The following is a 14,221-nucleotide window of genomic DNA, read 5'->3' on the forward strand; positions in this document are numbered from 1 at the left end:
GTAATACTTGTAACGCTACATGGAGATTAACTCAATCTAGAGGGTATTAATAATGAATCGTACTAAACTGGTACTGGGCGCGGTAATCCTGGGTTCTACTCTGCTGGCTGGTTGCTCCAGCAACGCTAAAATCGATCAGCTGTCTTCTGACGTTCAGACTCTGAACGCTAAAGTTGACCAGCTGAGCAACGACGTGAACGCAATCCGTTCCGACGTTCAGGCTGCTAAAGACGACGCAGCTCGCGCTAACCAGCGTCTGGACAACCAGGCTACTAAATACCGTAAGTAATAGTACCTGTTAATAAAATGGCGCACATTGTGCGCCATTTTTTTTGCCTGCGTCAAACGGCTACTGCGTCACCTTCTCTCCTTCATCTTCCGCTACCGCAGCAGATACCCGGCTGTTCTGCACCGACAACACGCTATTGCTGGCTGACGGGCCGCTACCGGACGATACGATAACCGGGATCCCGGCACGACGTGACAGGGCTTTATCAATCAGCGCCTTATCGCTTCCCGCCTGAGACACAAAGGTCGCAAACTCGGAGGAATGGGTAATGGGCGAGACCTGCGGATTCTCCCCTTCTACCTGCGCAAGCGGACGGTGGACTTCAATATAGCGTTTACCATCCGGCTCAACGGAGAATTTCACGGGTTCATTAATAATCTGCACCCGCGTGCCCACCCGCACCTGTTCGAACAGGGCCTTAATGTCCGGGGCGTTCATCCGCATACAGCCGGAGCTGACCCGCAGGCCGACGCTGTCCGGCGCGCTGGTGCCGTGGATGAGATATTCCCCGTTGCCCACGCCTAAACGCAGCGCGAAGCGTCCCAGGGGGTTATTTGGCCCGGCAGGAACCACCGGAGGCAATTTGATGCCCTGCTCCAGAGAACGCGCTCTGATGCCCGGCGTGGGCGTCCAGGTGGGATTAGGGATCTTCTGGCTCACCCGCGTGGTCGTCACCGGCGTTTCCAGCCCCAGCTGACCAATGCCCAGCGGGAAAACCTGAACAATGTTTTGCCCCGGCGGGAAATAGTAGAGCCGAAGCTCAGCGAGATTCACCACAATCCCCTCGCGCGGCGTATCCGGCAACAGCATTTGCGACGGAATGGTAATGACGGTTCCCGGCGCAGGGTTAACCGGCGCAATGGTATTGTTGGTTTCCAGGATCACCTGCGCCGCCGTATTAAACCGACGGGCGATGGTCTGCAGCTTATTATCCCCTTCCTGTATCGTGTAGGTTTGATTTTGCCCAATCAGACGACTGCCTGCGGGCGGCAACGGATAGTCCATCGCGCGGGCCGAATTAAGGGCACCGAGCGAACTGAGGAGTAATAGAGTTATGAGAGACGCGCGCTTCATGCTGAGATTCCTTATTCACTGACAGAACGCCAGAAAGCTGAAAAACCAGCGAGGCGGGAACCACCTCGCGAAACAGAATGAATGCTGTTCTGTAAGTCTAGCTAAGGATTGAAGCTTTGGCGCGGATGGCGCGAATCATCGCTTCCAGTCCCTGAGAACGGGACGGGGTGAGGTGTTGGGTTAAGGCCATTTTTTCAAACCACGGGCGAACATCGAACGCGACAATATCCTGCGCCGACATCTGCTGATAAAGGCTAAAGACGACCGCAATAAGCCCTTTTACAATGGCGGCATCGCTGTCGCCGCGCAATTCTATCGTGCCGTCATCAGACTGCGTCATCACAATCCAGACCTGGCTCTGACAGCCCTGAATAATATTTTCCGGGCTGTGCGCCTCTTCACCGAGCGGCGGCAGACGCTGCCCCAGCTCGATGATATAAAGGTACTTCTCTTCCCAGTTTGCGCAACGCCCAAAGTTGCGCAGCAATTTGTCTCTGTCCGGCAGTTCTGCCATCGTTTGCCTCTCCGTTAGCCCAGCAGCTGGTGAATGCGCTTAAGCCCCGCCACCAGCCTGTCGACCTCTTCCGTCGTGTTGTACATCACCAGAGATGCGCGGCACATTGCCGGCACCTGGTAAAACGCCATCAGCGGCATGGCGCAGTGGTGCCCGGTGCGGACAGCCACGCCGTAGTTATCAAGGAAACTGCCCACGTCATAGGCGTGGTGTTTCCCGAGATTGAACGCGATCACCCCCTGACGATCGGCAGGCCCGTAGAGGGTCAAATCCGGCACGCTGGCAAGCTCCGCAAGCGCATAGTGCATCAGCAGCCGTTCATACTCCTGAATGGCATCAAGACCGATGGCAGAGACGTAAGAGACCGCCGCCCCCAGGCCGATAATCCCACCGGTGTTGGGCGTGCCCGCTTCAAAACGCCACGGCGCGCGCGCGTAGGTCGTGCCTTCCGTAAGGCTGACGGTGGCGATCATCGACCCGCCCCCTTCCCACGGCGGCATCGCCTGCAGAATGTCTTCTTTTACATACAGCACGCCTATCCCGGTCGGCCCATAGAGTTTGTGGCCTGAAAAGACGTAGAAATCACAGTCCAGCGCCTGAACGTCAACCGCGTGGTGCATCACTGCCTGGGCGCCGTCAATCAGGACCTTTGCGCCCGCCTGACGGGCTTTTTCCACAATCGCTGCCACCGGGTTTTCAGTCCCCAGCACGTTGGAAACCTGAGTAACCGCCACCAGCCGCGTGCGGCCATCCAGCAGTGCATCGAGCTGCTCAAGCTGAAGCGTCCCGTCAACGTTGAGCGGAATGACCCGCAATTGCGCACCAACGCGCTCGCAGAGCATCTGCCACGGCACGATATTGGCGTGATGCTCCATCTGGGTGATGATGATGTTATCCCCCGCGTGGACCTGCGCGTTACCCCAGCTGTTAGCGACAAGGTTGATCCCTTCGGTGGTTCCGCGCACGAAGACCAGCTCTTCCGGCGAACGTGCATTGAGGAAGGCGGCAAGCTGCGTGCGTACGTTTTCCATCCGCTGGGTCGCCTCGGCGCTCAGGGTATGAATACCTCGATGCACGGCGGCATAGCCATGGCGATAAAACTCGGCTTCGGCATCCACCACCTGATTCGGCTTCTGCGCGCTGGCCGCGCTGTCCAGATAGGCCAGAGGAAGACCGTTCACTTCACGGGTCAGAACCGGGAAATCTGCCCGTACTTTCTCGACGGGAAAACTCATGCTTCTCCTCCAGGCAGACGCTGACCGATACGCGCCAGCACCTGCTGTTTTAACTGACCATCGTGCAGCGCTTCCGTCAGTTCGGCGGCAAACGCATAGATAATCATTTTCTGCGCCGCCTGCTGGTCGATGCCGCGGGAACGCAGGTAGAACATCTGCTCGTCGTCGATTCGCCCGACCGTCGCACCGTGGCTGCACTTCACGTCGTCGGCGTAGATCTCCAGCTGCGGTTTGGTGTCCACCTCCGCCAGTCGGCCCAACAGCAGATTGTTGTTGGTCATCTGCCCGTCGGTTTTAATGGCGTGCTGCGCCACGTTAATCAGACCGTTAAACACCGCTCGCCCTTTATCACTGACGATGGTTTTGTGCAGCTGGCGGCTGTTGCAGTAGCCTTTGTTGTGCTCCAGCCACGTGCGCGTGTCGCACACCTCAGATTTAACCGGCATCGCCAGGCTGTTGATGCGCAGCGTGGTGTTTTCACCGTTAAGCTGCGTGCTGGTGTTGTGGCGCAGCACCGACCCGCCGAGCAGGAAGCTATGGCTGTACGCCGCCGCATCCTGGCCCAGGACAATGTCGTTATGGGCAAAGTGGTGGCTCTGCGCATTCTCAAACGCCAGCTTGATATGGTGTAGCTGGGCATTGCCCGCCACGTTCATCGTCAGACGCGCCCCGGTAAAGTGACGCGTCTCATTGAGGCTGACGTAATGTTCGATGATCGTGGCCTCGGCGCCCTCCGCCAGCTCAAGATGGTGACGATAGTGCACGGTATTGATTTCGTCGCCGTTCAGACCCTGAGTGATGTGCATCAGCAGCAACGGTTTGGCCGGACGCTGGTTACGCTTCACGCCGATATGCGTCACGCTGCGGGCCAGGCTTTCGGTCAGGTGCAGAAAGACCTCAGGCTGAACCGGGGCGCTCAGGGGCTGGCGATCGTCGTTTATCTCAATCTCAAATCCGCTCGCCTGAAGAGCGTCGCTCAGCTCCGGACGGAACTGACCGTCGACAAACACCAGGCGCACGGCATCAATGTGCACTGCCAGCGCGTCACGCTGCTCAGGAGTCAGATCCGCCAGACGGGTCACAAACTCGGCGTTCAGCAGGCCATCGAGCGGAGTATATTTCCAGTTCTCATGCTTACGCGTCGGCAGACCAAGACGCAGCATCTGCTGCAGATGCTGCTGCGCCTGCGCCGAGCGCGTGCCGCCCTGGGCTTCAAACAGCCGGTGCCACTGCTGGAGCGCATTACTGCTGTTCTGTAAGCCAGCCATAGCCCTGCTCCTCCAGTTGTTTAACCAGCGTGAAATCACCGGATTTGACAATACGCCCCTGATAAAGCACGTGAACGTAATCCGGCTTGATGTAGTCCAGAATGCGCTGGTAGTGGGTGACGATGATGAATGAACGCTTGCCGTCGCGCAGGGAGTTCACTCCGTCAGCGACAATCTTCAGGGCGTCGATGTCCAGACCGGAGTCGGTCTCATCCAGTATGCACAGCTCAGGCTCCAGCACCGCCATCTGCAGAATGTCGTTACGCTTTTTCTCGCCGCCGGAAAAACCGACGTTCACCGAGCGGGTCAGCAGATCTTCCGGCATTTTCAGCAGCTTGATCTTCTCTTCCATCAGGTCCTGGAAGTCGAAGCGGTCGAGCGCCTCCAGCCCACGGTATTTGCGCACCGCGTTGAGCGCAGTTTGCAGGAAGAACTGGTTGCTGACGCCCGGAATTTCGACGGGGTACTGGAAGGCCATAAAAATGCCCTCTCCAGCACGATCTTCCGGCGACATCTCCAGCAGATCTTTGCCGTTAAACTCGACCGAGCCGTGGGTCACTTCATAATCTTCGCGTCCGGCCAGCGTCGCAGAAAGCGTACTTTTTCCGGAACCGTTCGGCCCCATGATGGCGTGGACTTCGCCCGGCTTAACGTCAAAATTGAGGCCACGCAGGATGGCTTTATCTTCTACGCTGACCTGTAAATCTTTAATGCTTAACATGTGCTTTCCTTAACCGACGCTGTGTTCAAGACTAATGGCGAGGAGTTTCTGGGCTTCAACGGCAAATTCCAGCGGCAGTTCAGAGAACACGTCCTTACAGAAGCCGTTAACGATCATCGAGATGGCGTCTTCTTCGCTGATCCCGCGCTGCAGGCAATAGAAGAGCTGATCTTCTCCAATCCGTGACGTCGTCGCCTCGTGCTCAAGCTGGGCCGTATTGTTGCGGCACTCAACGTAGGGGAAGGTATGCGCCCCGCAGTCTGCGCCAATCAGCATCGAGTCACACTGGGTAAAGTTTCGCGCATTGGTGGCCGTCGGCATGATTTTCACCAGCCCGCGATAGCTGTTCTGGCTGTGCCCGGCAGAGATCCCTTTCGAGATGATGGTTGACCTGGTGTTTTTACCAATGTGGATCATCTTGGTGCCGGTGTCCGCCTGCTGATGGCCGCTGGTCAGCGCCACCGAGTAAAACTCGCCTATGGAGTTATCGCCGCGCAGGATACAGCTCGGGTATTTCCAGGTGATGGCCGAGCCGGTTTCGGACTGGGTCCACGACATCTTGCTGTTTTCGCCTTCGCACAGCGCACGCTTGGTTACGAAGTTCAGGATGCCGCCGGTATTGCCGTCGCCCGGGAACCAGTTTTGCACCGTCGAGTATTTCACCTCGGCGTCTTTATGGATAATGACCTCCACCACCGCCGCGTGCAGCTGATAGCTGTCGCGGACCGGGGCCGAGCATCCTTCGATGTAGCTGACGTAGCTGCCTTCATCCGCGACCAGAATCGTACGTTCGAACTGACCGGTTTTTTCGGCATTGATGCGGAAATAGGTCGAGAGCTCCATCGGACAGCGCACGCCTTTCGGCACGTAAATAAAGGTGCCGTCCGAGGCTACCGCCGCGTTGAGCGCCGCAAAGAAGTTGTCGTTAGAGGGCACCACGGTCCCGATGTACTTTTTCACCAGTTCCGGATGATCGTGAATCGCTTCGCCAAAGGAGCAGAAAATGATCCCCTGCTCTGCCAGCTTCTCGCGGTAGGTGGTCGCCACCGAGACGGAGTCGAAAATGGCGTCCACCGCCACCTCTTTCCCCTCACGCACGGGCACGCCCAGCTGGTTAAAGGCTTCTTCAACCTCTTTGCTGAGGAAGCTGTTTTCCGCGCCGGTTTGCTGCACCGCGCCGGGCTGTGAGGCGCAGGTGTCATCGCAGCTACCGCATGAGGGCGCGGAGTAGTAGCTATAGTCCTGATAGTTCAGCTTGTCATAATGCGCTTTCAGCCAGTGCGGCTCTTCCATCTCCAGCCAGGCGCGGAATGCGCTCAGACGAAACTCCAGCATCCACTCGGGCTCGTTACGTTTCGCCGAGATCGCCCGCACGACATCTTCGTTAATGCCTTTTGCCAGCTCATCGGTCTGCAGCTGGGTGAAGAACCCCTCTTTATAGTTGAGGTGCCCACCGCTCCAGGTATTTACTTCACTCGTTGCTTCAGTATTACGAGACATAGTACCGCCTATACCCCAAAGCTTTCGCCGCAGCCGCATTCGTTCTGGGCTTTCGGGTTATGAAATTTGAATAACTGGTTTAAGCCTTCGCGGACGTAGTCCACCTCGGTGCCGTCAATAAACGGCATAGCCTGCAGCGCAACGTACAATTTCGCACCGTCAGTCTCGAACACCAGGTCATCTTTTTCGGGTTCGGTGACGGTATCGAGCACGTAGCCGAAACCTGCGCAACCTGTCTGTTTGACACCTAAACGCACGCCGAGGATCTCGGGCTTTTTCGCCACCAGCTCGTGAATATGTGCCGCCGCCGCCGGCGTGAGCGTTAAACCGCGCCAGGCGAAATCGGCAGGATTAAAGGTTTCTGAATGCAGTTCCATAGGTCCACCTCATCTGATAAGCCATCAGGGCATAACACCATGTTAGTGATAACGATTATCACTTCAACCCTCTGTCAGCAGGGGCATTCGGCTAAACCGCCCTTTTTGCCTACTTTTATTAAGCATAGACCCTGTGAGAGGATGCAGTCAGGATGGATGTATTTGTTCAATGCATTGATTAATAATGCATTTCGTCGCAACGTTTATAACGCAGAGGAGAAAAGTAAAATATGCATCGGAAATGCCTATTTTTGAGATAGCTTTTGCTCAGAAAATGACAAAAACAAAAAAAGGCCCTTAAGGCCTCAGACAATCAGTGATGAAATGAGACAGCAAACCCCTGTTCACGCCAGTGGTCGAGCTGTTCCTGCTGGCGAGGCGTTGGGGATTTCCCCGTCCAGACGAAGATTTTTTGTCCCGGGAAGAGTTCAGGGCGCGGCGAATCAATAGGTTCCGCCAGGACGTCTATGTGCCAGCCCTTCTGCGATAAGCGCGCGGCTTCCAGCCACAGGTGGGTGCGGTCATCGCATTCCCAGCCAATAAGAAGCGCGTCTTTACCGGCTTTTTTGCGGGATTCCGCCAGGCTTGCTGTCGCGAATTCGATCAGGACGCCGTCAAACAGGCTCGCCATGTGACGCACGGTGTTTTGATCCTGATTCATGCGCTGCCGGACGGGAGAGAGAATATTGTCAATCAACGCATCTATCGCGTGATCGCGGCGGAATTCGCCGATTTTGGCGCGCAGCTTTGCCGGGCTGGCATAGCGCAGAACGGTCATCATCTCTTCCTGGAACGAGACCCAGTTGCCCTGAGTCAATACTTCTTTGTTTTCCAGCAAGGCTTTAACTTTTCCGACCGAGACGCCGCTTTTCATCAGGCGTTTGATCTCTTCAATACGCAGGATATCTTCATCGTCAAACTGACGATGGCCCCCTTCGCTGCGCTGCGGCTTCAACAATCCATAACGGCGCTGCCAGGCACGCAGCGTAACGGGGTTGATACCGCATCGTTCGGCCACTTCGCCGATACTGTAATAGGCCATTAACTCCCTCACGCTCAGAACTTCCATACCTAACTGCACCAACCTTATCAGATTGTACACACCATTTGTATAACTAAGACCGCATTTTGAACGGGTGAACGGGCTGCTCCTCCGTTCACCTGTTAATACATTGTTGTATAAAATTTGCCGTTCGTACAGCTAACTCTGTCCGATTGTGTACAGCTTTATCAGAACTCGAATTTTTTCTCCGGCCACGCTATAGCCGGAATACCGCCGTGTCGCGGGCTGGCAAAAAGATGTCCCTGGAACTGGGAAATACCCGCGGATTCCAGCCACATCCACTCTTCAGCCTTCTCTACTCCTACCGCGCAGAACTGGATCTCAAGCGAGGAACAGCATTTGATAATCGCCTGAATAATGGCCTGTCGGGGGCCACTTTTATGCACGTTCGCCACCAGATCGCGATTAATCTTAATTCTGTCAGGCTGGAAGTGGGCCAGCAGCTGCAGCCCGGCAAAACCGGCGCCAAAGTGATCGATCGTCACGCTGATACCCGCGCTTTTTAACTGCCTGACCGAATCCGTGAATTCATCAAAACGGGAAATGGCTTCGCTCTCGGTGAACTCAACCACGATTTGCTCGGGTACAAACCCATTTGCTTCAATCGCGGTGAGCAGAAAGTCCACGGCGTTGGGAATGTTAACCAGCGTCATAGGCAGCAGGTTCAGGGATAACGTCTGGTCCTGTAACCCCAGCGCGCTGGCCATGGAGAGCGCCACCTGCTTGCTTTGCAAATCAGACGCGTACACTTCCTCATTCGGAAGGCTGGCGAAATAAGCCCCTGGCGAGTCGCCGGACGGGGTGCGCAAAAGCGCCTCCCAGGAGACAACCTGCTGCATAAACGGATCGACTATCGGCTGGAACGCGAAGCTGCAATCCGCCCCCTTCGCGACCACCTCAGGCTGTGCAGACAAACGCGTTTCCTCGCGAACGAACTCCCAGGAATCCGCAGGCGGCAATTCAAAATAGTTCGCTTTTTCCGTGGCCTCGACAAAGGTGCGGAAAAACTGCAGCGGGCGGTCGTTATACGTCAGCTGATAGCGTGTCGTCCCCCTGTTGAGCACCTGCTGCAGCACTTCGTCCCTGTCGAAGTGGCGCAAATCAAAAAGCTCCATACCCACGTTGCCAAAACGCCGGACAGGCCCGTGATCGCGCATTAACTCGACCACGTTATGGTGGCGCGGATCGTTGCAGATCTGCTCATAGATAGCAGAGACGTGTTCCACTGGCCCTTCAAGCAGCTGAAAAAAATGAGTGCCGTTAAACAGCAGGATCCCCGTGACGTTGGATTGCCGGTTTTTACTATTTGCTGCAGCGACCATGGCTTCCAGCGCTTTCACTGGAACGTCCTCGCAGATATGGCTGCGGTAAATGATGGTTGTGAGCATGCGATTCCTGGGGTTAGGGTTTTGGCCACAAAAAAGGTGGATAAGTATCATTTATAGCACATTCATTGCCTGACAAATAATTTACATCTCAATCATTTACGGCAGTTAATGAAATATTTTTCTGCGCTGTACAACTTACCAGTGCCAGACCTTTTTGTACAATATATCCTGTAACATTACCGGTTCATGTCAACCAGTCAACTCACTGAAAATAAAGGATTTTATAAAATATATCATAAAAATATTAAAAATTTGTACATTTTATATGTACAGATTTAGGAATTGTGTATACCTTAATTGTAACGTTAGTGATTACAAAATTTTACAGGAGCGAAACATGCAGCAGAAAGGTTACGCCACAGATTCCGCAGCAGCGATCGCACAGTACTTCGAAAAGGCCGCCCTACCTACTCAACAAGAGACGCTGGGCCAGGTAGTTGTCGAAATCCTCAGCGACGGGCGAAACCTCAATCGCAAATCGCTCTGTACCAAACTGCTCAGCCGCCTCGAAAGAGCCGATGGGCCAGAAGAGGAAGAGCATTACCACATGCTGCTTGGTCTGCTCTTCGAACGGTAAGGTTATGAATAGCAGTGACGCAGACCGACTGATTGACACGCTTATCGGTGAAGCCGTTCTTTCTCTTCTGAAAGAGCGGGGGCCAGTGACAACCGAAGGCTTGATGCAGCGTCTGCGGAGCATGAAAGAACATGAAAAGGATCCCCGGCGGCGGGAGACACTTGAGGCGGTGATTGCCGAAATTGGCTCAAACAGCATCGCCTTTACACGTCGCAGAACCGCGCAAGGACGAACGAAAAGAGAGGGACCTCTCAACGATAACAGAGACAATGTAGTGCCGTTATTTGGAAGTGGAAAACCGTCCGACCCCAAAAAAATACATTGACTGCAATTTTACAGCTACGGTGAGAACAAATGAGACAAAATATTCAGCTTCAACCCGAATACCACTCTGCTTTTTTAGACAGTGCGCTGTCGGAATACTTCCGTCACGCAGGCGATCGTTTTGCTGAAGAGTCCGCTGTTTTTTCTACTGCAGTACGCTGTGTTCTGGCCTCCGAGGGGCATCTGTCTAATAAGGCGATCATCCTCTGGCTCATTCAGACGCTGGAAGCCACTCACGACGTGGTTCAGGCGGATGTGATTCGCAAGACGCTGGAAATCGTGGTGGGTTACACGATGGACGATCTCTAAGTTCCAGCTCGCCGCGCCTCCTGACGTGTCATCGTCAAAACTGACGAACAGCTTGACGATGACACGTGCCCTCCCCGCATAACTCCCTGTAATACACGCAAAGACAACCTGGCACGCTTCCTGCTTACCTCCGCATACGGGACTGGGTTTTCCAGTCAACTTTGCTTCATTTCTTAACAGGTCTGTTATTGATGAAAAAGATCGCCAGCGTCTGCCCGTACTGCGGTGCAGGCTGTAAATTGAACCTTGTCGTTGAAAATAACCGTATCATCCGTGCCGAAGCGGCAGAGGGCGTCACAAACCAGGGCACCTTATGTCTGAAAGGCTTTTACGGCTGGGACTTCCTCAACGATACCCGTCTGCTCACCCCTCGCCTCACCCAGCCCATGATCCGCTACCGCAAAGGCGAAGCATTCACCCCCGTTACCTGGGAAGAGGCGATCCGCTACACCGCCCACAGGCTCAGCAGTATTAAAGCGCAGCACGGGCCGAGGTCGATCATGACCACCGGTTCCTCTCGCGGCACCGGCAATGAAACCAACTACGTGATGCAGAAATTTGCCCGCGCGGTGCTGAACACCAACAATGTGGACTGCTGTGCGCGCGTCTGTCATGGCCCGTCCGTCGCCGGTTTACAGGAAACGCTCGGCAATGGCGCAATGAGCAACTCAATCAATGATATTGAAAACTCAAAATGCCTGCTGGTGTTTGGCTATAACTGCGCGGACTCCCACCCTATCGTTGCCCGCCGCGTGCTGAAAGCACGTGAGAACGGCGCAAAAATTATCGTCTGCGATCCGCGGCGCATTGAAACGGCACGCATTGCCGACCAACATCTGCAGCTGAAAAACGGCAGCAACATGGCGCTGGTTAACGCCTTTGGCTATGTGTTGCTTGAAGAGGAGCTATATGACAAAAGCTACGTGGCGCGCTTTACGGAAGGGCTTGAGGCCTACCGACAAACGGTAAAAGACTATGCGCCGGAGAAGGTCGAACATATCACTGGCATCCCCGCCCGTGACGTCCGCCAGGCGATGCGCACCTTCGCGGCGGCCCCTTCCGCAACCGTGATGTGGGGAATGGGCGTGACCCAGTTTGGTCAGGCCGTTGATGTGGTCAAAGGGCTTTCCAGCCTGGCGCTGCTGACCGGCAACCTCGGCCGCCCTGCCGTCGGCGTCGGGCCGGTACGCGGTCAAAACAACGTCCAGGGCGCCTGCGACATGGGCGTTCTGCCGAATATGTTCCCCGGCTATCAGGATGTGACCGATCCTGCGGTCAGGCAGAAATTCGCCGATGCCTGGGGGATTGACGTCAACAAAATGGACGATCGGGTCGGGACGCGCATTACCGAGGTGCCCCATCTGGCGCTGGAAGGCAAGGTAAAGGCCTACTACATCATGGGGGAAGATCCGCTTCAGACCGAGGCCGATCTCGGTCTCGTTCGCAGCGGTTTTGAGGCGCTCGACTTTGTTGTGGTTCAGGACATCTTTATGACCAAAACGGCAGAAGTGGCGGACGTTCTGCTACCGGCCACATCCTGGGGTGAGCACGGCGGCGTCTTTACCTGTGCCGATCGCGGCTTCCAGCGTTTTGGCAAAGCCATCGAGGCCAGCGGCAACGTGAAGCGCGACTGGGAAATCATCAGCCTGCTCGCCACCGAGATGGGCTACCCGATGCATTATGACTCCAACCAGCAGATCTGGGATGAGATGCGCGAGCTGTGCCCGCTTTTCTACGGCGTGACGTATGAAAAAATGGGCGAGATGGGCCACGTGCAGTGGCCCTGCCCGACCCTGGATCACCCCGGCACGCCGTACCTGTACAAAGACAATCAGTTCGACACCCCGAGCGGTAAAGGGCAACTCTTTGCCGCACCGTGGCGCGCGCCGGCTGAAATCCCGGATGCAGATTTCCCGCTGGTGCTGTGTACGGTACGCGAGGTGGGACATTATTCCTGTCGCTCCATGACCGGGAACTGCGCCGCGCTGCAAAGCCTGGCCGACGAGCCGGGCCGGGTGCAAATGAACCCTGCCGATGCAGAAAAGCTGGGCATTACTGACGGGCAGCTGGTCTGGGTACGTTCACGCCGCGGCAAAGTGATTACCCGCGCCAGCATCAGTGAGCGTATCAACGCCGGAGCCGTTTACATGACCTATCAGTGGTGGATTGGCGCCTGCAACGAGCTGACCCAGGATAACCTCGATCCCATCTCCAAAACGCCGGAAACGAAGTACTGCGCGGTGCAGCTGGAGGCGATAGAGGATCAGCGTTGGGCGGAGGACTATGCAGCGTCTGCATATCAGTCCATGAAGTCTCGGTTGATGAGTGCGGCGAACGTCTGAGGAAAATGCCGGGTGCGCTATGCGTACCCGGTAATAGTTAACGCATCTCTCACTATCTCCAGCATTTCGAAATCCTTTGTTTTTTCATGCTGTGACATCCTGCATATCCGGCGTGCCGCTGAAATACTTAGCAGCAGGGCTGCTTGAAACAGACTCAGCAGGATCCACGCTATACTGAACCGCATCACTATTGACAGGTTTAATGGATAGGCGTGCACATGGCTGATGAGATGTCCCAGACGTTAATATTCGATTGTTCTTCATCCACACAACTACTGATCGATTATCTAAAACAGGGTGCAAATCTGAAGAAAGTGCTCCCCCGCCGTCGATTAAATTTTGTAGCTGGCGACGAACGCCTCTGTTATATCCTCCTCAACGGTCGCGTCATGATTCACCGTAACAACGACGATTTAGCTATGGCAACGGTTAAGGCGCCCGCTTTGCTCGGTCTCAGTAATCTGCATTACGCTCAGATGTTCGGTTACATCAAAACCTTTAATCACTGTGAGATCGTAACCCTTAAAATGGATTCTGTTTATGACATTATCAAGCATAATGGACTATGGGAGCCGCTGGCTTATCACCTGATGGGCCTTGCAGGTAAGCTATTTCATAGCTACGAAGATATAACCGGACCTTCCGCATACAATATTGTCCGCGCCCAGCTTTATGCACTCTCAAACGAAGAAGAATCATTCAGGCAGAACATTACTGCAGAAAGGTATATCCGGGATAAAACCCACCTGTCCCGTAGCGGCGTCATGCGTATTCTTTCAGCTTTAAAAGAAGGGGGTTATATCGAAGTTGAAAGAGGTGTGCTAATCAATATGGGGAAATTGCCTGAAAGATTTTAATCTCACCGGCATGTGATGGTCCGGACGGAAAATGAGCTGACCCGGACACTATAGCCGTCTTTTAACAACGAGTCCCCCGATACTGAATTACAGACACAAAAAAGGCCGCACTCGCGGCCCTTTTATTCTTAAGTGCTCAATGGACGTGAACGCCCAACCGCCAGGCAAAGTAGATCTCTTCTTTTAGTTCATTCGAAGAGAGCGCCAGCAAATCTGTAAACTCCAGCTCAAGCTGTTTCAGCTTTTTCAGGTACTGCGCCGGAGACAGGTTGCTCTTATCGCGACGTAAATATTCAATTGCCAGCTGCGTTGGGGTTATTTCAGTATCCATGATGTCCTCGCTTATGTACAAAACCTGACCAGTATATCACAACCATCTGGCT

The 14,221-nt window shown here is 54.7% G+C and carries 16 protein-coding genes; 6 read left to right on the top strand and 10 right to left on the bottom strand.

Annotation, left to right across the window (positions count from 1 at the left end):
* The first annotated feature begins 52 nt into the window (after positions 1-52).
* Positions 53-289, top strand: a complete 237-nt coding sequence (gene lpp, locus USH94_RS10585; protein WP_010430241.1) for a murein lipoprotein Lpp — start codon at positions 53-55, stop codon at positions 287-289.
* A gap of 60 nt (positions 290-349) precedes the next feature.
* Here lpp and ldtE read toward each other — a convergent pair whose 3' ends face one another.
* The 9 genes from ldtE to USH94_RS10630 all read right to left on the bottom strand — a co-directional run bounded on the left by ldtE (position 350) and on the right by USH94_RS10630 (position 9,429).
* Positions 350-1,363: a L,D-transpeptidase LdtE gene (gene ldtE, locus USH94_RS10590; RefSeq protein WP_111965638.1), complete on the bottom strand. Its 1,014-nt coding sequence runs from the start codon at positions 1,361-1,363 to the stop codon at positions 350-352.
* 97 nt (positions 1,364-1,460) lie between these two features.
* A complete protein-coding gene (gene sufE, locus USH94_RS10595) occupies positions 1,461-1,877 on the bottom strand; it encodes a cysteine desulfuration protein SufE (protein ID WP_111965637.1) in 417 nt (138 codons plus the stop codon).
* 14 nt (positions 1,878-1,891) lie between these two features.
* Positions 1,892-3,112: a cysteine desulfurase SufS gene (gene sufS, locus USH94_RS10600; RefSeq protein ID WP_111965636.1), complete on the bottom strand. Its 1,221-nt coding sequence runs from the start codon at positions 3,110-3,112 to the stop codon at positions 1,892-1,894.
* Complete coding sequence (gene sufD, locus USH94_RS10605; protein WP_111965635.1) at positions 3,109-4,380, bottom strand: Fe-S cluster assembly protein SufD; 1,272 nt, start codon at positions 4,378-4,380, stop codon at positions 3,109-3,111. The genes sufS and sufD overlap by 4 nt, the downstream gene beginning before the upstream one ends.
* On the bottom strand, positions 4,355-5,101 hold the full coding sequence (gene sufC / locus USH94_RS10610; RefSeq protein ID WP_014831592.1) for a Fe-S cluster assembly ATPase SufC: 747 nt from the start codon (positions 5,099-5,101) through the stop codon (positions 4,355-4,357). The genes sufD and sufC overlap by 26 nt, the downstream gene beginning before the upstream one ends.
* 9 nt (positions 5,102-5,110) lie before the next feature.
* Positions 5,111-6,601: a Fe-S cluster assembly protein SufB gene (gene sufB, locus USH94_RS10615; protein WP_111965634.1), complete on the bottom strand. Its 1,491-nt coding sequence runs from the start codon at positions 6,599-6,601 to the stop codon at positions 5,111-5,113.
* 8 nt (positions 6,602-6,609) lie between these two features.
* The gene (sufA, locus tag USH94_RS10620) at positions 6,610-6,978 is read right to left on the bottom strand and encodes a Fe-S cluster assembly scaffold SufA (RefSeq protein WP_008500631.1); all 369 of its coding nucleotides are present in this window, start codon (positions 6,976-6,978) and stop codon (positions 6,610-6,612) included.
* A gap of 313 nt (positions 6,979-7,291) precedes the next feature.
* Positions 7,292-8,020, bottom strand: coding sequence for a MerR family transcriptional regulator (locus tag USH94_RS10625; protein WP_111965632.1), 729 nt, complete (start codon positions 8,018-8,020; stop codon positions 7,292-7,294).
* A gap of 188 nt (positions 8,021-8,208) precedes the next feature.
* Positions 8,209-9,429 carry a diguanylate phosphodiesterase gene (locus USH94_RS10630; RefSeq protein ID WP_111965631.1) on the bottom strand — a complete coding sequence of 407 codons (1,221 nt, stop codon included), beginning with the start codon at positions 9,427-9,429 and terminating at the stop codon, positions 8,209-8,211.
* A 337-nt stretch (positions 9,430-9,766) separates the two neighbouring features.
* Here USH94_RS10630 and ycgZ point away from each other — a divergent pair, with 337 nt between their 5' ends.
* From ycgZ to USH94_RS10655, 5 genes are all read left to right on the top strand, one after another.
* On the top strand, positions 9,767-10,006 hold the full coding sequence (gene ycgZ / locus USH94_RS10635) for a regulatory protein YcgZ (protein ID WP_029739771.1): 240 nt from the start codon (positions 9,767-9,769) through the stop codon (positions 10,004-10,006).
* A gap of 4 nt (positions 10,007-10,010) precedes the next feature.
* Positions 10,011-10,331, top strand: coding sequence for a hypothetical protein (locus tag USH94_RS10640; RefSeq protein ID WP_111965630.1), 321 nt, complete (start codon positions 10,011-10,013; stop codon positions 10,329-10,331).
* 29 nt (positions 10,332-10,360) lie between these two features.
* Positions 10,361-10,639 carry a biofilm/acid-resistance regulator YmgB/AriR gene (locus tag USH94_RS10645; protein ID WP_023311323.1) on the top strand — a complete coding sequence of 93 codons (279 nt, stop codon included), beginning with the start codon at positions 10,361-10,363 and terminating at the stop codon, positions 10,637-10,639.
* A 191-nt stretch (positions 10,640-10,830) separates the two neighbouring features.
* Positions 10,831-12,981, top strand: coding sequence for a formate dehydrogenase subunit alpha (fdhF, locus tag USH94_RS10650; RefSeq protein ID WP_111965629.1), 2,151 nt, complete (start codon positions 10,831-10,833; stop codon positions 12,979-12,981).
* A gap of 218 nt (positions 12,982-13,199) precedes the next feature.
* The gene (locus USH94_RS10655; protein WP_111965628.1) at positions 13,200-13,838 is read left to right on the top strand and encodes a winged helix-turn-helix transcriptional regulator; all 639 of its coding nucleotides are present in this window, start codon (positions 13,200-13,202) and stop codon (positions 13,836-13,838) included.
* 136 nt (positions 13,839-13,974) lie between these two features.
* Here the strand turns inward: USH94_RS10655 and USH94_RS10660 are convergent, their stop codons facing one another.
* Positions 13,975-14,169: a YdiH family protein gene (locus USH94_RS10660; protein ID WP_003857766.1), complete on the bottom strand. Its 195-nt coding sequence runs from the start codon at positions 14,167-14,169 to the stop codon at positions 13,975-13,977.
* Between the last annotated feature and the right edge of the window lie 52 nt (positions 14,170-14,221).

The sequence above is a fragment of the Enterobacter sp. 148H3 genome, from assembly GCF_034107425.1.
Classification (GTDB): domain Bacteria; phylum Pseudomonadota; class Gammaproteobacteria; order Enterobacterales; family Enterobacteriaceae; genus Enterobacter; species Enterobacter vonholyi.